The sequence below is a fragment of the Mesorhizobium shangrilense genome (genome assembly GCF_028826155.1).
GTDB lineage: Bacteria > Pseudomonadota > Alphaproteobacteria > Rhizobiales > Rhizobiaceae > Arvimicrobium > Arvimicrobium flavum.
The window spans coordinates 3,048,528-3,067,376 of sequence record NZ_JAQGPN010000001.1; the positions used below are offsets into that span (position 1 = coordinate 3,048,528).

Sequence of the window (18,849 nt, forward strand, 5' to 3'; positions counted from 1 at the left end):
TGTCGGCGGCGTCAGCCGCCGACAGCGACCGTGACCACGCGCAGCGGCGTCGTGATGATGATGTTCGCGGCGCTGGTGACCGCGTGGCCGATCCCCGTGGTCAGGTTCCCGATGCGGTCAGCCAGTTCGGTTTCGGACGCGATGGTGTCGCCTGCGCGCAACCTTTCGCCGAGCAGCTTCACCAGCACCGGGTTGTCCGCGAATTTCGAGTGGTTGAGGCGATCGCCGGAGGCGACGTCGGAAACGTTCACGACCGTGACGCCCAGCTCGGCCAGTTCCGCGGCATCGCCATAATCGCCTACTCGCGGCCGATTGCCTGCGATCAGGCCGGAGATGCGAAGGGCGCGGTCGTCGGCGGACAGAAGCACGATGAACGGCTTGTCGGGCTTTCCGTAGCGCTGCATCTGAGTCTTGAAGACGTCGACGTCGATGTCGGGCGATGCCAGGAGCACATCGCCAAGGCGGCCATCGAGGTCGCGGTCGTCGGTGATGGCGAGCTGGCGCAGGGCTTCCATCGTTACCCAGTTGCCCATGGAGTGCGCAAGTATGTCCACGCGCTTGGCGCCGGCATGCGAGACGAGGCGCAAGGTGGCTTCCAGTTGGTCGCGAGCGGCATGGGCGCTGTTGCTGTCATAGACATAGTCGGTCACCCGGCCGCCCGACGCCCAGGTGAAGAGGATGGGCGTTCCGTCGTAGCCGGCGTCGTGGACCAGTTGCGTCATCCGATACACGGCATCGTCGAACTTGGTGTTATAGCCGTGAATGAAGACGATCGCCCGCCCACCGCGCTTCTTGATGTCGCTGCGCAGCGCCTGTGCGAACGCCTTCTCGTCGTAACCAGTGACGGAGGTGGCGGTGAAGTACTTCGCCGGGTCGCGGACGCCTCGCTTCGGCCGCTCGGTTGCGCCCAGCTTGTGGGAAGCGGGAACGGAAACTTCCACCTTGGCGAGACTGAGATCCGGCGAGCGTGCGCGGCTGAAAACCTCGGCATGATCGGCGGCGGGAGCCCGCGTCGTGGCGACGAAGATGGAGTGCGTCGCTGCGATCGCCGATGCAGGCGCGGGCGTTATCGTGCCGGACAGGAGCTGATGTGTTTTGCTGCCGCCACCACAGCCGGCGAGGGCGAACGCAACTACGGCGATCTGCAGGTAGACAACGACCCGACCCAATACCACACCTCGAACGGCGCCTCTCGCAGCGCTTTCATAACTTGGACGACCGGTCGGGTCCACCCGCCCCAGCCGCGATGTCAGCGTCGCCAGAATGCCGGGCTGAAGACCACGAGGACGGCGAGGATCTCAAGACGCCCGAGCAGCATAGCGATTGCGCAGAGCCATTTTGCGATGTCCGGGAGGCTGGAGAAATTGCCCACCGGACCGATGACGGGACCAAGCCCGGGGCCGACATTGGTGAGCGACGTGAGCGCACCGGTAAGGGCTGTCACGAAATCCAGGCCGGTGGCGCTCAAGAGCAGCGTGAAGATGACCCACAGCATGAAAAAGGACGCGACGAACAGGACGACGGCGCGCTGCATGTCGTCGTTGATGGTGCGGTCGCCGTACCTCACCGGAAGCACCGTGTGCGGATAGATGAGGCGCCTCAGACCGTTCACCACAAGCTCCAGGAGGATGAGGAACCGGTATGCCTTGATGCCGCCGGTGGTCGAGCCCGAGCAGCCGCCCAGAAACGTCGCCACGAACACGCAGCCGACGGCGAACGGCCCCCACAGCGTATAGTCGTCGCTGGCAAAGCCCGCGGTGGTGATGATTGAGAGGAAGTTGAAGGTTGAATGGGTGAGCGCCAGGCCGAACGGCATGCCCGCCTTGACGGTCAGGTAGACGGCCACCGCGACCGCAAAGACGACTGAATATCCGGCAAAAACGCGGATCTGGGGATCGCGCAGCACATCGAAGCGGCCGCGTACCGCAAACAGGATCATGATCGAAAAGGGCAAGGCGCCGATGAACATGAAGACCGATCCGACCCACAGCACCGCAGGCCGGTTGGCATACTGCAGGAAGGAGGTGTCATGCGTGGAAAAGCCGCCGGTCGCCACCGTCGACATGGCGTGGTTGATCGCGTGAAAACCATCCATCCCGGCCGCCGTATAGGAGACGGCGCAGGCGAAGACGAGCGCCGTGTAGATGCCGATGAGACTGATCGTGAAGGTCTGGAAGCGCTCGAACGGACGATCTTCGATGTCGGACGATTCGATCTTGAAGTAGCTGACGCCGCCAATGTTCAGGAAGGGAAGCAGGAACAGGCCGAGCACGATCACGCCAAGGCCTCCCATGAACGAGAGCAGCGATCGCCACAGGAGCAGGCCGGGCGGCGCTTTGTCGAGCCCGTTGATGACGGTCGAGCCGGTCGTCGTCACGCCGGACACCGATTCGAAGATGGCGTCCGTCAGGCTCATGTCGAGCGACGAGACAGCGAACGGAACCGCGCCGGCAAGCGCCATTGTGAGCCAGAGCATGTTGACGAGAAGGAAGCCGAAGCGCGTCGAAGCCTGCGGCGCGCGCCCCTGCGTCGCCAGCATGATCGCCATCGCAATGCCGCCCACGAAAAGGGCCGACAGGGCGAACGCCTCCCAATCGGGATTGTCGTAGTAAAGGTCCACGGCGGCCGGGATGAGCATGGCTGCCGAGAGATAGAGTGCGAAGACTGCGGCGACGTGGGTAGCGGCCCGGATGGCTGATCTGTTCACGAACGACTCGATCCCGTCTGGCCCCGCTCAAAAGGGTCGGCTTGGCTACTCGAACGGGCCGACAGTGGCTTCGCACAACCGAATATGCAATAGCGCCCCTGCCGCAACCAACAGACTGATGGACCCACGGATCGACCGATGACGACATTTTCCGAACGCGTCTCCGGTTCCGCGGAGGCGCTGCGGGCGCTGTTTCCCGCCACGCCACTGCAGGAGAACGACTATCTCTCGCGCAAGTACGGGGCGCGCATCCTGCTTAAGCGGGAAGACCTGACGCCGGTGCGCTCGTACAAGATCCGCGGCGCCTTCACCTTTTTCCGCAAGGCGCTGGCGCATGAGGGCGACACGGCGACCTTCGTCTGTGCTTCGGCCGGCAACCACGCGCAGGGCTTCGCCTTCGTCTGCCGCCACTTCGGGAAGAAGGGCGTCGTCTTCATGCCGGTGACGACGCCGCAGCAGAAGATCGACAAGACGCGCATGTTCGGCGGCGGGTTCGTCGAGATCAAGCTCGTCGGCGACTATTTCGACGATTGCTACCGCGCCGCCCTGGCCTTCGCGGAGACGACCGGCAGCCGCATGGTGCCACCCTTCGATCACAAGGACATCATCGAGGGGCAGGCGACCGTCGGCTTGGAGATCGCCGCCCAGATGCCGAATGGCCGCGCGCCCGATATCGTTGCTGTGCCGATCGGAGGAGGCGGCCTGGCGGCCGGCGTGACGCAGTACTTCGCGGAGGCTGGGGCATCGCCCCGATACCTGTTTTGCGAGCCGGCCGGAGCGCCGAGCCTCAGGGAGAGCCTCGCCGCCGCGCGGCGCGTGAAACTCGACAGGGTCGATAATTTCGTCGACGGCGCAGCAGTGGCGGAGATCGGGCGCGAGCCGTTCCGGAACTTGAAGGGGTTCTCGGCGGATTCTGTCACGCTCGTCCCGGAAAACCGCCTCTGCGCCACCATGATCGAGATGCTGAACGTCGAAGGGGTCGTGCTGGAGCCGGCTGGCGCTCTTGCGATCGACGCGCTGAAGGATCTTCCCCGGAAGGAGATCAAGGGCAAGACGATCGTGCTGATCGTCTCCGGCGGCAACTTCGACTTCGAGCGGCTGCCGGACGTCAAGGAGCGGGCGCTGCGTTTCGAGGGCCTGAAGAAATACTTCGTCTTCCGATTTCCTCAGCGTCCCGGCGCGCTGCGCGACTTCCTGGCCCTGCTCGGCCCGGACGACGACATCACCCGCTTCGAGTATTTGAAGAAGTCGGCGCGCAATTTCGGCTCGGTGCTGATCGGCATCGAAACGAAGGATGCCAAGAACTTCGGCCGCCTTGCAAAACGCTTCCACGAAACCGGGTGGGCCTATCAGGACATCACGGACGACGAAACGATTGCGGAGTTCGTCGTGTGAGCGGCACGGTCTACATCCTGCTCTTCCGTGGGGTGGGCGGCGCAACCCAACTGCCCACCAGGCCGCTGCGCGAGGCATTGTCGCAGGCCGGCTTCCAGAATGCCGGCACCTACATCAACAGCGGCAACGCCTACCTGAAAACCGACATGCCGCGCGCAAAAATGCTGGAGAAGGTGGCCGACATCTGCCGGGAGCAATTCGGCTTCACCAAGGACATCTATGCGCCGACGCTCGCCGAATGGCGACGGCTGATCAAGCAGAACCCGTTTGCAGACCAACTGAAAGAGGGCCGCTTCCTCCACGCGGCCGTCCTGAAAGGGCAGCCGGAGAAGGAGAACATCGATGCCCTGCGCGCGCTCGCCGCAGACGGCGAAGGCATCGAGATCGTCGACGGGTTGGCGTATCTTCACACGCCCGGCGGCCTCAGCTCGTCGAAACTCGGCGCGAAGTTCGACAAGGGGCTCGGCGTGCCCAACACGGCGCGCAACTGGAACACTGTGCTGAAGCTGCTGGAACTGGCGGAGAAAGCGGCGAAGTAGTCGGCGCTGCCGCGCGTGAGCCATTGCTGCACTGCAGCGCAATCTTCCTTGCATTTTTCGGCGAACTCCTCCATATGCGCAGCCATAGGCGCTTGGGCCGGCTCTGACCGGCTTTCCCGTGGCATGGGACTGGTTGCGTCTGTTTCCCCTTCCCGAACAGTTCGGCGAGCGGCGGAAAAGTCCCGCGGCATTCGGCTGGCGGGCACGACAGCGCAACCGCGGGGGCACTTTCCTTGCCCCCCGCCTTGTCGTTTCAACGAACAATGAATGCACGGCAGGTTGCGCCCTGCCGCTCTGCCTGTTTGCGGCGTCTTGCCGCCTGAAAGAAGAACAAATTGAACAACGAAAACAATAATACGCTCAAGAGCTTCGAGGAGCTGGGCATTTCCGGCCAGCTGCTGAAGGCGACGCTCGCCGCCGGCTACACCGATCCCAAGCCGATCCAGGAGCAGGCGATTCCCGCGCAACTCGAAGGCCGTGACATACTGGGCGTGGCCCAGACCGGCTCCGGCAAGACCGCCGCATTCGCGTTGCCGATCCTATCGAAGATCATCGCCCTCGGCTCGAAGCGCAAACCCAAGACCACGCGGGCGCTGGTCCTGGTGCCGACGCGTGAGCTCGCCGTGCAGATCGACGAGACGTTTCGTCTCCTCGCCAAGGGCGCGCATATTTCCACCGCTCTCGTGCTGGGCGGGGTTTCGCGCTTCAGCCAGGTCAAGAAGATCCAGCCCGGTGTTGACGTGATCATCGCCACGCCCGGTCGGCTAATGGATCTGGTCAAGGCGCGGGACGTGTATCTCTCCGACACCACTTGGCTGGTGCTGGACGAGGCCGACCGCATGCTCGACATGGGGTTCATCAACGATGTCAAGCGCATCGCCAAGGAAACCCATGCTGCGCGCCAGACTGCGCTGTTCTCGGCCACGATGCCGGCGGAAATCGAGCAGCTTGCGCAGAGCCTGCTGCGCGCTCCGGTCCGCGTCGAGGTGGCGCCGCAGAGCACTACCGCCGCCGAGATCACCCAAAGCGTCGTGCTCGCCCGCACCAAGCAGAAGCGCCAGATCCTCTCGAAGATGCTCGCTGACCCGGACATGTCGTCCGTCATCGTCTTCTCGCGCACCAAGCACGGCGCCGACCGCATCACCCGCGATCTCGAGCGTGACGGTTTCGAGGCGGCGGTCATTCACGGCAACAAGTCGCAGAATGCCCGCCAGAAGGCGTTGAACGGCTTTAAGGACGGGACCGTCCGCATCCTCGTCGCCACCGACATCGCGGCGCGTGGCATCGACGTTCCGGGCATCAGCCATGTGGTGAACTTCGACTTGCCGGACGAGGCCGAGAGCTATGTCCACCGCATCGGCCGCACCGGGCGCAACGGCGCATCCGGCGTCGCGGTCACGCTGTGCGATCCCTCTGAAAACAGCAAGCTGCGCACCGTTGAACGGATCATCCGCATGAAACTGCCGGTCAGCGCGGACCACCTCGGCGAGGCGGATCCGCAGCGCGAGCCGCGTGCACCGGGGCAGCCGGCGGCCGCCAACGACGACGCCCAGCCGCGCGGCGCGCGCAGTCCGCAGCAGCGCAAGCCGAACGGCGGCAAGCCAAACGGCGGGAGGCCGAAGTGGAAGGCCGACGGGGACCGTCCGGCCGGCGACCGTGCCCATTCCGACAAGCCTGCAGGCGCAAAGCCGGACGGGCGCAAGCCCTTCCGGGGCAAGCGCCGCGGTTTTGGCGGCAAGCGCGCCCCGGCGCGCGCTGCCTGACGATCTTGTCTACTCTGGGCTGATGGCCCGGGGTTCTGGTCCATTGTTCCGCCGTCGATGACGGGTTAGGGCGGTCGAAGCACGGCTTCGGCCGCCCATTCATGTCATGGACACGAAGCCGATGGCCGGGATTGTAGCACTCGCATTTGGCTATGTGCTGTCGCAGTTCTTCCGGTCTTTCCTCGCGGTTCTGACCCCGGCGCTGTCTGCGGACATCGGCGCCAGCAAGGCCGATCTCGCCCTGGCTTCCGGCGCCTACTTCCTTGTCTTCGCGCTGGCGCAGTTCGCGGTCGGCGTGTCGCTGGACCGGCTGGGCCCGCGCCGCACAGTCTCGCTGTTCCTGGCGTTTGGCGGGGGCGGGGGATCGTTCCTTTTCGCCGCGGCGAGCGAGCCGTGGATGGTGATCGCCGCCATGGGTCTCATCGGGCTTGGCTGCGCTCCGGTCCTGATGGCCTCGCTGTTCATCTTCGCAAAGGCATATTCGCCGGCACGCTTCGCAGTGCTGGCGTCCTGGATGGTGGCATTTGGCACGGCCGGCAACGTGCTCGGGGCGGCGCCTCTCGCCAATGCGGCCGAGCTCATTGGCTGGCGACCCGTCATGACTGGCCTTGGCGTGGTCACGCTGCTGACCGCCGCCGCCCTGGCGCGGCTGGTGAGCGATCCCGAAACCGACGCCGTCCAAGGGGCAGGCCTTTCAGGCTATCGGGAGCTCTTCCGCATGCGCGTGCTTTGGCCGATCATTCCCTTGGTTGCGCTGAACTATGCCCCGGCATCCGGCATCCGCGGACTGTGGGCTGGCCCCTACCTGGCCGACGTCTACGGGGCCGACGCGCTGCTGATTGGCAACGTGACGTTCGTGATGGCGCTCGCCATGGTCGCCGGCTCATTCGTGTACGGCCCGCTGGACACGATCTTTCGAAGTCGCAAATGGGTGGCGATGGCGGGCTGCTGCGTCCTCCTGTGCGCTCTCGCCTATCTGGCGATCCACCCGGCGCCCGAGCTCGCGGGCGTGACCGCGCTGCTGGTCGTGATCGGCGTCTCCGGCGGCGCCTATGGGCTCCTGATGGCGCATGCGAGAGCCTTTTTCCCTCCCCATCTGATCGGGCGCGGCGTGACCCTCATGAACTTCTTCTCGATCGGCGGAGCCGGAGCGATGCAGTTTGCGACCGGCATGGTGGTGACGCGCAACATTGCTCCCGGCGATCCGACGGCCGGCTACCAAGCGCTCTTCGCCTTCTATGCTGCCATGCTCGGCCTTGCGCTCTTCGCCTATTTGCTGGCGCGCGACGCCAAGCCCGAGGCCGCCCCTAGCCGGCCGTCTTCCTCACCCAGTTGACGATCGCCCCCGTGAGGCGTCCGGTCGTCGACGGCGACAAGGCATCACCCGCGATGACATGGTGCTGGGGATCGTCGGAATCCTCCACTCTGACGATCTCATGCAACGCGCCCCAGCGTTGAGCCACCTTGCGCGTGAGGTCCGGCCGGACGACCTGATCGTTGTCCGAGAAAACGAAGAGCGCGGGGACCTTGATGGTCTCCACGGGAGCGCGGCGCGCCGCCAGGGTCAGGGCGGCCATCGGGAGCAGCGCGGCGGTCGGATAGCGCGACGTCCAGTAGGTGGCGCTGAGCTGGTTCTGCGGGGTGAAGCCGCGCTCCGGTCCGATCACAAGCTCTGCGATGTGTCGCCCCCAAGGCTGCGTCAGCAGCCAGGCCCCCGTGCCCTTTACACCATAGTTCGGCGAGATGAGGACCATGCCTGCAACGTGCCCGGTCAACTCCTCGTTGGTCGCGGCCAGGGTCGCCAGCGCCGCGCCGGTGGATGTCGCGATGACGATGACGCGCTCGCCGAGCCGGCTTCCGATCGCCACCGCTTCGGCATAGTCGTTGATCCAGTCGTTGACGGATGCCGTGGCCATCGCCGCGCCGTCCTGGCCATGGCCCTTGAGCCGTGTGAACAGCAAGTTTGCGCCAAGCCGCTTGGCCACTTCGTCGGGAAGCGGGCGGATCTCGCCCTTGGACGCCGAAAAGCCGTGCACGTAGACGACGGCAAGCGGGGTCCGGACTTTGGTGTCTCGGTCCGCCCAGACGATTTCCTTATGCATACCGGGCCGGAGGGCTGCGACTTTGTCTTCTGCCGCCTCCAGATACACTTCAAGATCATCGCCGATCTTGCTGACATCGAAGGCTATTCTGGTGTCGACGCGAACACGTGGTCCGAACATGAATGCGAGCGCGAACACGATGGCAATGACGGCAAGCCAGATCAAAATGCGCCTCATGATCAATCTCCGGGTTCGGTCACCGGCAATGTCGGCAGGCTGCCCCGAATTTCCCGGCGGCGCCAGAGCGCCCTCCCAGTCGGTCTTTTTCCGAAGAAGGGAGACATCGCAGAACGCGCTTTTCGCCAGGAGGCCGACCTTGCGCACGCATGAGGCGATTTCGACCCATCCAGAACAAATTCTGACCTTGCAACCGGCGACGCCGATTTCTACGCTCCGGGCGGAAAATCGAGAGACAACATGATGCATCGTTCGGCAATCGAAGCGATCGGCAACACGCCGCTCATTCGCCTGCGCCGCGCCTCCGAGGAGACCGGCTGCGAAATCCTCGGCAAGGCCGAGTTCATGAACCCCGGTCAGTCAGTGAAGGATCGGGCCGGCCTTTTCATCATTCGTGATGCGGAAAAGAGAGGCCTGCTGAAACCCGGCGGCGTGATTGTCGAGGGCACAGCCGGCAACACCGGCATCGGTCTGACCGTCGTCGCCAAGGCGCTCGGCTACCGCACGGTGATCGTCATTCCGGACACGCAGAGCCAGGAGAAGAAGGACGCGCTGAGGGTGCTGGGCGCCGAACTGCTCGAAGTGCCTGCTGTGCCCTACAAGAACCCCAACAACTACGTGAAGGTGTCGGGACGTCTGGCCGAGCAACTGGCCAGGAGCGAGGCGACCGGCGCCATCTGGGCCAACCAGTTCGACAACGTCGCCAACCGCGACGGCCACATCCGCACAACGGCAGAGGAAATCTGGCGCGACACCGGCGGCAAGGTGGACGGATTTGTCTCTGCCGTCGGCACGGGCGGCACGCTGGCGGGCGTCGCCATCGGCCTGAAGGCGAAGAACAAGGACGTGAAGGTGGCGCTTGCCGATCCGCTCGGCGCGGCGCTCCACAGCTTCTATACCGAGGGACAACTGAAGGCAGAGGGAAGCTCGATCACCGAAGGCATCGGCCAGGGACGCATCACCGCCAATCTCGAAGGTTTTACGCCCGACTTCTCTTTCCAGATCCCCGACGACGAGGCGCTGCCGATCGTCTTCGACCTGGTCCAGGAAGAAGGGTTGTGCATGGGCGGATCGACCGGCATCAACATTGCCGGGGCGATCCGCTTGGCGAAGGAGCTCGGGCCCGGCCACACGATCGTGACGATCCTTTGCGACTACGGCACGCGGTATCAGTCGAAACTGTTCAATCCGGATTTCCTGCGCAGCAAGAACCTGCCAATTCCGCAATGGATGGACCGTTCGCCCGACATTGCCATTCCGTTCGAGAAGGTCGAGTGATGCCGGCGACCGAAGCGCTTTTCCGCGACGACGGCTACCTCAGGGAGACGGATGCGGAAGTCGTCGCGATCAACGACCGCGGCGGCGTCATCCTGGACCGTACCGTCTTCTACGCGACCTCCGGCGGCCAGCCTGGCGACACCGGCCATTTCACTACATCCGGTGGTGCGAAAGTCGCCATCGCAGGCACGATAACGGGCGAGACGAAGGACGAGATCATCCATATCCCGGCGGCTGACCAGGATCCTCTTTCCGTCGGCGAGCGGGTCAGGCTTGCGATCGACTGGGAGCGCCGCTATCGCCTGATGCGCATGCACACCGCATGTCACCTGCTGACGGTCGTGTGCCCGTTTCCGATCACAGGGGCTGCGGTTTCCGAGGATGATTCGCGCGTCGACTTCGACATCCCCGACGCCAGCTATGCAAAGGAAGAGGTCACGGAAAGGCTCATGGAACTGGTCGCCGCCGATCATCCGGTCTTCTACCGCTGGATCACGGACGACGAACTGACGGCCAATCCCGGCCTCGTGAAATCGAAGAACGTGCGTCCGCCGTCAGGCACCGGACGCATCCGCATCGTCGGCATCGGCGACGAAGGCGCAGTGGATACCCAGCCGTGCGGTGGCACCCATGTTGCCCGAACGGGCGAGGTGGGCGAGATTCACATCGGCAAGATCGAGAAGAAGGGGCGCGAAAACCGTCGCTTCCGGCTGCGCTTCGGTCCGATTCCAGCTAACTGAGAGCAGATATGAACGACCGTAGTCCTTTCGTTGTCGATGCCGACTGGCTCCAAGGCTGGGTGGGCAAGCCCGGAATTTCGATCGTCGACGCTTCCTGGTATCTGCCGGCCCAGAAGCGGAACGCGCGGGCCGAGTATGGCCAGGCGCACATTCCGGGCGCTGTCTTCTTCGACCACGACCAGGTTGTCGACCAGGCTTCGCCGTTGCCGCACACGCTGCCGCGGCCGGAGGACTTTGCCCGCCTTGCAGGCTCGATGGGCATTTCCACGGAAGACACCATCGTCGTCTATGACGGTCCCGGCATGTTTTCCGCGCCCCGTGTGTGGTGGATGTTCCGCCTCATGGGGGCGAAGGAAGTGTTCGTGCTGGACGGCGGCTTTGACCGCTGGAAGGCCGAGGGACGTCCGGTTACGGCGGAGCCGACGAGGATCGCTCCCTGCGTATTCACGGTCGAGTTCGACGCATCGCGGGTCGCCTCGCTTGCCGAAATGCGGGAGATCGTCGCGAAGGGCGGCCGGCAGATCGCCGACGCTCGACCGGCCGGGCGCTTCACCGCCGCCGAGCCAGAGCCCCGCGCGGGCGTTCGTGGGGGCCATATGCCCGGCGCCAGAAGCGTGCCGGCGAGTTCGCTCTCGCAAGACGGCATGCTGCTCCCGGTCGAGGCGTTGCGGGAGAAGCTCGAGGCGGCAGGACTCGACCTGGACCAGCCGATCGTGACCTCATGCGGGTCGGGCATTACCGCCGCGGTAATCACGTTGGCGCTGGAATCCGTCGGTCATTACGGCAGCAAGCTCTATGACGGTTCCTGGTCGGAGTGGGGCAGTCTTGCCGACACGCCGGTCGCCACCGGTAAGGAGTAAGCATGGAGGCCCAAGAAGGCACGGAAACCGTCCCCGTCACGGTGACCTTCCTGGAGATGTCCGCCCCGCCGGCGCACTATCCGCCACTCCCGCACAACCGGCAGATCGCACTGCTGCGAGCGCGAAAGGTGCCGACCCACTTCTACCGCTATCTCGCCGATCGGGTTGGGCGCAAATGGCATTGGGTCAACATCCTGCGCTGCAGCGAGGAGGAACTGGAAGCTTCCCTGTGGAAGCCCGATCGCGATATACGCGTGCTTTATCTCGATGGTGCGCCCGCAGGGTTCTTCGACATCAAGCCGCATTTGCCGGCAACGGCGGAGATCGCCTATTTCGGCATGATGGAGCACGCGATGGGGCAGGGGCTCGGCCGCTGGTTCCTGGGCGCGGCGATCGAGGCGGCGTGGGCGCAGGGTCCGAGCACCGTGACCGTCCAGACCTGCACCATGGATCATCCGGCCGCACTTCCGCTCTACCAGAAAATGGGCTTTTCGCCGGTCGGCCAGAAGCAGGAGATCGTCAAGCTCATGACTTTTGCCGAACGCTCGGAAAGCGTCATGCGCTGACAGGTGGGCGGTTCGTCGCCTGAACGGATCGTTCATCACCGCTTCAGCTTTGGACTGCAATGGTCGCCCCGGTTCCAAGTCAAACGGAGAGGGCGCGATCCCATGCCGAAATCATCATTCCTTGCGGCGGCAATGGCTGCGATGCTTGCCCTGCCGGGGCAGGCGGCGGCGCAATCCATGCCCTCGGCATCCCAGATCGAGCGCTCGCTGGAGGCCGCACCGCGCGAAAGGATCCGGCCAGAACAGCGGACCACGGTGCGCGAGTTGAAGCGAAGGCCCGAACTGCGGCGGGCCGCTCCCTCGATCGATATCCAGGCTATCAACTTCGCCTTCGGTTCGGACGAAATCCCTGACTCGCAATACAACAAGGTCGAGAACATCGCGACGGCGATGGAGCGAATCCTGCGCCGCAAGCGCGGCGAGGTCTTCCTGATCGAGGGCCACACGGACGCCGTGGGCTCGTTCGCCGCCAACCAGCGTCTGTCCGAAGAGCGCGCCGCCTCCCTGAAGCGCGTGCTGGTGCGCGAGTTCGGCATTCCGCGCCGCGCGCTGGAGACGGTCGGCTATGGCGAGGAGTATCTGCTGGTGCCGACGCAGAACGAGAACTGGCGCAACCGTCGCGTCACCCTGCGGCGCATCACGGACGTCGTCCGGCCCTACTGATCCGCGCGTCATTGTCATTGCGGCGCAACCGGCGCATCCTCGCTGGCAGAGCAGGAGGATGCCAATGACGATCAGGGTCGTGATGAGCGGCGCAACCGGCTGGGTGGGCAGGGCTCTCGTGCCGGCGATCATGGCCGACGGCGGCATGCGCCTTGCCGGCGCCGTCTCGCGCAACGCTGCTGGGCAGGATGCAGGCTTGGCCGCAGGCGTCACGTCCGTGGGGGTCAGCGTCTCGGCGACGCTCGAGGAGGCGTTCGCCACGCCCTCGGATGTGATGGTGGACTACACCAAGCCCGATGCCGTTAAGGCACATGTGATGACGGCGATAGATCACGGACGGCACGTGGTCATCGGCACGTCGGGTCTTGGGGCCGCCGACTATGCAGAGATAGAAAAGGCGGCGCTCGCCAACGGGGTCGGCGTGATTGCAGCCGGCAACTTCTCCATCACGGCGACGCTGATGAAGCGGTTCGCCCTGATGGCGGCCAAGTACGTGCCGGACGTGGAAGTCATCGACTATGCGAGCGCCAGGAAGCCGGATGCGCCTTCTGGCACAGCGCGCGAGCTGGCGGAGGCGCTGTCTGCGGTGCGCGGCGCGTCGACCGCAAAGCCGCAAGCGGAAGTCTCGGGCATTCGCGAGACGCGGGGCGCCGCGGTGGGGACGGGGCAGGGCGTGCAGGTGCATGCGCTCAGGCTGCCGTCATATATCCTCTCATGCGAAGCCTTGTTCGGGCTGCCCGACGAGAGGCTGACGATCCGCCACGATGCCGGTTCCTCGGCGGCTCCCTACGTCGCGGGGACCCTGCTTGCGATCCGCAAGGTCGGCTCGATCCGCGGCCTGGTGCGCGGTCTGGACGCGCTGATCGACTGAGGCGCGCGATGCAGCGTCAGGCGTTCTGCTGGTTGAACTCGGCGTCGAGCATTTCGGGTCGCTGCACGACGGCGAACTCGATCGCGATGCCGTCTTCGAAATGCCGGACGACCTGGCCGCGCATGGCGCCGAGTACGACCTGGACGCCAATCGCGGGTCTGACGTCGATCTCGATCGCCGCACCCGAAAGCGACAGATCGATGATCCGGCACTGGTACTGCCGGCCGTCCATGAGCTGCAGGACGCTGAGAGGGTTGCGCGGGGCGACGCGCTCGTGCCGCCGGTCCTCCGGCAGGTCAAGCTCATGCTTGTTCGCGAGCCAGGTGAGCTGCGCGGCGAGCTTGTCCCGCTTGCGCTCCGAGGCGATGACCGTCATGGCAAAGCCATCGGCCAGGCGGCGGGTCATGACGCCTTCCACGCGCCCGATATGATCAATGTAGGCGATGACCTTCTCGCCAGGCTCGCCGACGCGGTCGCAACGGAACGAAACGTTGCCGGGCGACATGTCGATGACCTGGCAGGGGTGCTCCGAAAGGTCCTCCAGCATGAAGCGGCCGTAAATCTTCACGCGGACTCTTTGAAAGGTCCGCCGCTCGACTCTCGACGGCGCATTGAGGGTCGCCGCAGCCTTCATTCTCGCACCTGATGATTCCGGCTCGTGGCCGATGGTCCACACCAAGCAAAAATAGCCCGGGAGAGTTAAAAATGCGGAAACCGCGCCATGCGTCGATAAACGATTTGGCCGTCACGGATATGCCGGACGGCGAGGGGCAACGATCAGGGCTCGCGACCGCCCTGCAGCACGAGCAGATGACGGATCCGCCTTGCATTGATGAGCGGCACGTCGCCCTTCGCCCGCGGCAGATGCGGCGGCACGGCCCCGCTCGGTGGGCCCTTGGGGAAGAGCGGATCGCGGTCGGGATCAATGATCCTTACAGTCCCCAGAAGGGCGTCCCTTATCGGGTCCGAACCCAGCCAGAAAGGCTTTGAAGCGGCTGACAGCGCGCCAAGGCAGCGCGGGTTTTCCAGGCCTCCGTCGAGCGGCAGCAGGATGAACTCGAACGACGCGCTGCGATCGTCGCGACCAAAACCCTCGAAATCGAACGTGACAACGGTCTTTGACTGGAAGACGCTGGTGGCGAGACGCGCCATCGTCGTGCGGTCCGCCTCGCGCCACAATGAAGTAAATGCAAAACCCTTCAGTTCGCGCCCGTAGACGGCGCAGAGCCGGGTGCCCGCCAGGCGGAAGATAGCTTCGCCGCGCATGTCGCGCTCGAGAATGAACGTGTCGCCGAGCAGCGACTTGATGTCGGCGGGCTCGATCTCGGTCCGCATCGGGGCAGGGCGATCGCGACGCAGCCGGTTCCAATATTGGAACAGCGCCCAGGAGCCGTCCTGTTTCATTGCATGCCACTCCGAACTCATCGCCGCGAATCTGTTTCGGCGCTGCACATTCATGCACCCCTAGGGCGCGTTCATGTGTCCAGGAGCAGGATGCGTGCCACTTCGGTGGCGACTTGTTCACGGGTCGGGGTCGTTAAGGTTAACAAAGCGTTTCGATTGCCCGCCCGGGATCCATGTGGGAGGTTGCTGTCACTCCGATACAGCCGCTGCAGTCTTTGCCCTGCGGCGTTTCAATCAAAGGCATTCTTGGGGAGAGCAGGGGGCTCGCCGGCCGCGCAAGGGAAACCTTGGGCGGCCGTTTCTTTGCGGCTTCGCGGTTTTCTTCGCACGGGCAATAGTTTATGGCTCCGCCATGACGACCTCGCCCCACCCGGAGCCCCGTGAGACAGCGCCCGACGGGGGAGATGCGGCCTCGGCAGAAAATCAGGACGCCGCCATCCGTCGAAGGCCTGCCGAACCAATCTTCAACGTTCCCAGCATCGTCGCCCTTCTCGCCGCGGCGTGCGTCGTGGTTCATGTCGCGCGCGTCTATTTGTTGACCGCGGACCAGGATTTCGACCTTTTGGTGCGGACGGCCTTCATCCCGATCCGCTATTCGGGCGGTTTTGAGCTGGATATCTGGGCGTTCACCAGTCCAATCACCTATGCCTTCCTTCATGGCGGACTGGCGCATCTGCTGCTCAACATGATCTGGCTTCTTGCCTTCGGCTCGCCGCTGGCCAACCGACTGGGCGTGGCGCGCTTTGTCGCCTTCTGGATCGTGACGAGCCTGGGCGCGGTCGCCTTGCATTTCGCCGTCTACCCGTTCGGCCAGGCGCCTCTCATCGGCGCTTCGGGCGCGATCTCGGGCATGATGGGAGCGGCGGCGCGATACGGGTTCAGGATAGACCGATCGTCTGGCCGCGGCGTTTTCGGAGGCCCGATCCTGCCTGTTTCGGCGGCGCTGACATCGCGTCCGGTCGCCACCTTCCTGATCGTCTGGTTCGCCATCAATCTGGTCACCGGGCTCGTCGGGCTAGGCTCGGGCGAGGACGCGTCGATTGCCTGGGAAGCCCATATCGGCGGCTTTCTGGTTGGCTTCTTCGGCATTGGCGCGTTCGACCGGAAGCCATCCCCGCCGCCAGGCCGAGAAACAGGCTTAGACATCTGAATACTTGAAATGAAGGTGTATGAGGGGCACGATAGCCGTGTTGTTTTCGCCTGAGAGGAGGTCGCGGTGACGGTCAAAGCCATCCTTGAAGCAAAGGGCCATGACGTGTTCACGTTGGGCCCCAACGAGAAGCTCGCCGAAGCGGTTCGCATGCTTGCCGACCACCGGATCGGCGCGCTCGTCATCACCAACGGCGATCGCAAGATCGTCGGGATCCTCTCCGAGCGCGACATCGTGCGCGCCCTGGCCAAGGGCGGCCATGAGATGCTCGACCAGACGGTGCGCACGGCAATGACGCCGAAGGTCAACATCTGCAACGAGAACCACACGGTCAACGAGGTCATGGAAATGATGACCCGCGGCCGCTTCCGCCACCTTCCGGTCGAGAAGAACGGTCATTTGGACGGCATCGTCTCGATCGGCGACGTCGTGAAGCGGCGGATCGAGGACGTTGAGCGCGAGGCGGAAGAGATCAAGCACTATATCGCTACGGCCTGATCTCTCCCCTACCAGTTGGCGTCTGTTGGCTAACGGTTGTCAGGTTGCGGGCGAACCAACAGGAGCCCCTGCCGGGTGATCCGATAGGGGCCGCCTTGCGACGATGCGATCGCCCGCTTCCGTTTCAGTTTCCTGAAAAGCTCGATGTCGAGCGCTGCATGGCGCCACCCCTCGCGGGTGACGCAATGCACGGCCTCGAGCTTGCCGTCGTCGTTCTTTTCAAGGTCGATGCGTCCGCCCCGCGCCAACAGGTGCAGGATGCGCTGTTCCAAGCGCGATACGTTCATGTCTGTGAGTCCTGGAAAACCTGGCCGAAACGGCCAACACAAAAAAGCGCGCCGCAGTCATGCGGCACGGTGGTTCAGGTTTTCACGCCCCGCCTTTCAGGAAAGGTCGGGGCCTCAGCGGGACTCAAAGCTAGACATAAAACACCCAAGCTGGACGCGGACCGCTGCATAGCCGATACGGTCGGGAAAGTCGATGGGACGCCTTTCTCGGCAGAGCCGCGGGAGATTCTGCTTTCGGTGCGGGGCCGCGATGCGCGACGGCGTGGGCGCTCAAGGTTGCAAGACGGCGGCGTTTGATCTAGCGAACGGTCGAGACAGTTCGCCTGCGCGGAAAACGGACCTCCATGACGATTATCGACACACGCACGCCCGACCCGAAACGCTTCATCTCCGGCGCCACCGGCGACTGGGAGATCATCGTCGGCCTGGAGGTGCATGCGCAGGTGACGTCGGAGGCCAAGCTTTTTTCCGGCGCATCGACCGCCTTTGGCGCTGCCCCCAACGCCAATGTGAGCCTCGTGGACGCCGCAATGCCCGGCATGCTGCCGGTGATCAACGAGGAGTGCGTCCGGCAGGCGGTGCGGACGGGGCTCGGTCTCAAGGCGCAGATCAACCACAAGTCGGTGTTCGACCGGAAGAACTATTTCTATCCGGACCTGCCGCAGGGCTACCAGATTTCCCAATTCAAGCAGCCGATCGTGGGTGAGGGCACCGTCACGGTTTCGGTAGGGCCCGACTCCAAGGGACAGTTCGAGGACATCGAGGTTGGCGTCGAGCGACTGCACCTCGAGCAGGACGCCGGCAAGTCGATGCACGACCAGCATCCGACCATGTCCTACGTCGACCTCAACCGGTCCGGCGTGGCGCTGATGGAGATCGTCTCCAAGCCGGACATGCGCTCGGCCGACGAGGCGAAGGCCTATCTGACGAAGCTGCGCACCATCGTGCGTTATCTGGGCACCTGCGACGGCAACATGGACGAAGGCTCGATGCGCGCCGACGTCAACGTGTCCGTGCGCCGGCCGGGCGGCGCTTTCGGCACGCGCTGCGAGATCAAGAACGTCAACTCGATCCGCTTCGTCGGCCAGGCGATCGAATCGGAAGCGCGCCGACAGATCGCCATCCTCGAGGATGGCGGCCAGATCGAGCAGGAGACGCGGCTCTTCGATCCCAACAAGGGCGAGACGCGCTCGATGCGATCGAAGGAAGAGGCGCACGACTATCGCTATTTCCCCGATCCGGACCTCCTGCCGCTCGAGTTCGACCAGGCCTTCGTCGACGAACTGGCTGCGCACCTGCCGGAACTGCCGGACGACAAGAAGACCCGTTTCGTCGACGAGATGGGCCTCTCGGCCTACGATGCATCCGTGCTGGTGTCGGAGAAGGCGATTGCCGACTATTTTGAGAAGACGGCGGCCGGACGCGACGGCAAGACGGCCGCCAACTGGGTCATCAACGACTTGCTGGGCGCTTTGAACAAGGCCGGCAAGGATATTGAATTTGCTCCCGTTTCGCCGGAACAGATCGGCGCCATCATCGATCTCATCAAGGAAGGGACGATCTCCGGAAAGATCGCCAAGGACCTGTTCGAGATCGTCTGGAACGAGGGCGGCGACCCGCGCGCCGTTGTCGATGCGCGCGGCATGAAGCAGGTCACCGATACGGGCGCCATCGAGAAGGCAGTCGACGAGATCATCGCCGCCAACCCCGACAAGGTCGAACAGGCCAAGGCGAAGCCGACGCTGGCCGGGTGGTTCGTCGGTCAGGTCATGAAGGCGACCGGCGGCAAGGCCAATCCGCAGGCCGTCAACGACCTCGTCAAGGCCAAGCTTGGCATCGAGGGGTAGCG

At 64.3% G+C, this 18,849-nt stretch carries 19 protein-coding genes; 13 read left to right on the forward strand and 6 right to left on the reverse strand.

What is annotated here, in order from left to right; all coding sequences use genetic code 11:
- Positions 1 to 11: 11 nt before the first annotated feature.
- Together PD284_RS14735 and PD284_RS14740 are read right to left on the reverse strand one after the other, a co-directional pair.
- Complete coding sequence (locus PD284_RS14735; RefSeq protein WP_274628936.1) at positions 12 to 1,169, reverse strand: alpha/beta hydrolase; 1,158 nt, start codon at positions 1,167 to 1,169, stop codon at positions 12 to 14.
- An 80-nt stretch (positions 1,170 to 1,249) separates the two neighbouring features.
- Complete coding sequence (locus tag PD284_RS14740) at positions 1,250 to 2,707, reverse strand: TrkH family potassium uptake protein (protein ID WP_274628937.1); 1,458 nt, start codon at positions 2,705 to 2,707, stop codon at positions 1,250 to 1,252.
- 138 nt (positions 2,708 to 2,845) lie between these two features.
- On the opposite strand from PD284_RS14740, the gene ilvA reads away from it, so the two are divergent.
- The 4 genes from ilvA to PD284_RS14760 all read left to right on the forward strand — a co-directional run bounded on the left by ilvA (position 2,846) and on the right by PD284_RS14760 (position 7,740).
- Positions 2,846 to 4,102, forward strand: coding sequence for a threonine ammonia-lyase IlvA (gene ilvA, locus PD284_RS14745; protein WP_274628938.1), 1,257 nt, complete (start codon positions 2,846 to 2,848; stop codon positions 4,100 to 4,102).
- Positions 4,099 to 4,641, forward strand: a complete 543-nt coding sequence (locus PD284_RS14750) for a DUF1697 domain-containing protein (protein ID WP_274628939.1) — start codon at positions 4,099 to 4,101, stop codon at positions 4,639 to 4,641. Before ilvA ends, PD284_RS14750 begins: the two co-directional genes overlap by 4 nt.
- Before the next feature lie 335 nt (positions 4,642 to 4,976).
- Positions 4,977 to 6,404: a DEAD/DEAH box helicase gene (locus PD284_RS14755; RefSeq protein ID WP_274628940.1), complete on the forward strand. Its 1,428-nt coding sequence runs from the start codon at positions 4,977 to 4,979 to the stop codon at positions 6,402 to 6,404.
- A 121-nt stretch (positions 6,405 to 6,525) separates the two neighbouring features.
- Positions 6,526 to 7,740, forward strand: coding sequence for an MFS transporter (locus tag PD284_RS14760; RefSeq protein ID WP_274628941.1), 1,215 nt, complete (start codon positions 6,526 to 6,528; stop codon positions 7,738 to 7,740).
- Here the strand turns inward: PD284_RS14760 and PD284_RS14765 are convergent.
- Positions 7,712 to 8,683 (reverse strand): alpha/beta hydrolase, encoded by a 972-nt coding sequence (locus PD284_RS14765; protein WP_338036656.1) that lies wholly within the window; start codon positions 8,681 to 8,683, stop codon positions 7,712 to 7,714. The two genes, PD284_RS14760 and PD284_RS14765, sit on opposite strands and share 29 nt — an antisense overlap.
- A gap of 243 nt (positions 8,684 to 8,926) precedes the next feature.
- Between PD284_RS14765 and PD284_RS14770 the strand changes: the two genes are divergently transcribed.
- From PD284_RS14770 to dapB, 6 genes are all read left to right on the forward strand, one after another.
- Entirely contained in the window at positions 8,927 to 9,961 is a 1,035-nt protein-coding gene (locus PD284_RS14770) for a cysteine synthase A (RefSeq protein ID WP_274630646.1), read from the forward strand.
- On the forward strand, positions 9,961 to 10,701 hold the full coding sequence (locus PD284_RS14775; protein WP_411956215.1) for an alanyl-tRNA editing protein: 741 nt from the start codon (positions 9,961 to 9,963) through the stop codon (positions 10,699 to 10,701). Before PD284_RS14770 ends, PD284_RS14775 begins: the two co-directional genes overlap by 1 nt.
- 8 nt (positions 10,702 to 10,709) lie before the next feature.
- Positions 10,710 to 11,561 carry a 3-mercaptopyruvate sulfurtransferase gene (gene sseA / locus PD284_RS14780; protein WP_274628943.1) on the forward strand — a complete coding sequence of 284 codons (852 nt, stop codon included), beginning with the start codon at positions 10,710 to 10,712 and terminating at the stop codon, positions 11,559 to 11,561.
- Between the two features lie 2 nt (positions 11,562 to 11,563).
- The gene (locus PD284_RS14785; RefSeq protein WP_274628944.1) at positions 11,564 to 12,127 is read left to right on the forward strand and encodes a GNAT family N-acetyltransferase; all 564 of its coding nucleotides are present in this window, start codon (positions 11,564 to 11,566) and stop codon (positions 12,125 to 12,127) included.
- Positions 12,128 to 12,229: 102 nt separating this feature from the next.
- Positions 12,230 to 12,790 (forward strand): OmpA family protein, encoded by a 561-nt coding sequence (locus tag PD284_RS14790; protein WP_274628945.1) that lies wholly within the window; start codon positions 12,230 to 12,232, stop codon positions 12,788 to 12,790.
- 64 nt (positions 12,791 to 12,854) lie between these two features.
- Positions 12,855 to 13,661: a 4-hydroxy-tetrahydrodipicolinate reductase gene (gene dapB / locus PD284_RS14795; RefSeq protein WP_274628946.1), complete on the forward strand. Its 807-nt coding sequence runs from the start codon at positions 12,855 to 12,857 to the stop codon at positions 13,659 to 13,661.
- Between the two features lie 16 nt (positions 13,662 to 13,677).
- Here the strand turns inward: dapB and PD284_RS14800 are convergent, their stop codons facing one another.
- Positions 13,678 to 14,295 carry a PilZ domain-containing protein gene (locus PD284_RS14800; protein ID WP_274628947.1) on the reverse strand — a complete coding sequence of 206 codons (618 nt, stop codon included), beginning with the start codon at positions 14,293 to 14,295 and terminating at the stop codon, positions 13,678 to 13,680.
- 143 nt (positions 14,296 to 14,438) lie between these two features.
- Positions 14,439 to 15,065, reverse strand: coding sequence for a PAS domain-containing protein (locus PD284_RS14805; RefSeq protein WP_274628948.1), 627 nt, complete (start codon positions 15,063 to 15,065; stop codon positions 14,439 to 14,441).
- A gap of 352 nt (positions 15,066 to 15,417) precedes the next feature.
- Between PD284_RS14805 and PD284_RS14810 the strand changes: the two genes are divergently transcribed.
- Together PD284_RS14810 and PD284_RS14815 are read left to right on the forward strand one after the other, a co-directional pair.
- Positions 15,418 to 16,215, forward strand: coding sequence for a rhomboid family intramembrane serine protease (locus tag PD284_RS14810; protein WP_274628949.1), 798 nt, complete (start codon positions 15,418 to 15,420; stop codon positions 16,213 to 16,215).
- Positions 16,216 to 16,281: 66 nt separating this feature from the next.
- Entirely contained in the window at positions 16,282 to 16,713 is a 432-nt protein-coding gene (locus PD284_RS14815) for a CBS domain-containing protein (protein WP_274628950.1), read from the forward strand.
- A 29-nt stretch (positions 16,714 to 16,742) separates the two neighbouring features.
- On the opposite strand, the gene PD284_RS14820 is transcribed toward PD284_RS14815, so the two are convergent.
- Positions 16,743 to 17,000 carry a YjhX family toxin gene (locus PD284_RS14820; protein WP_274628951.1) on the reverse strand — a complete coding sequence of 86 codons (258 nt, stop codon included), beginning with the start codon at positions 16,998 to 17,000 and terminating at the stop codon, positions 16,743 to 16,745.
- Positions 17,001 to 17,344: 344 nt separating this feature from the next.
- Here PD284_RS14820 and gatB point away from each other — a divergent pair, with 344 nt between their 5' ends.
- Entirely contained in the window at positions 17,345 to 18,847 is a 1,503-nt protein-coding gene (gatB, locus tag PD284_RS14825; RefSeq protein WP_274628952.1) for an Asp-tRNA(Asn)/Glu-tRNA(Gln) amidotransferase subunit GatB, read from the forward strand.
- The last annotated feature ends 2 nt before the right edge of the window (positions 18,848 to 18,849 follow it).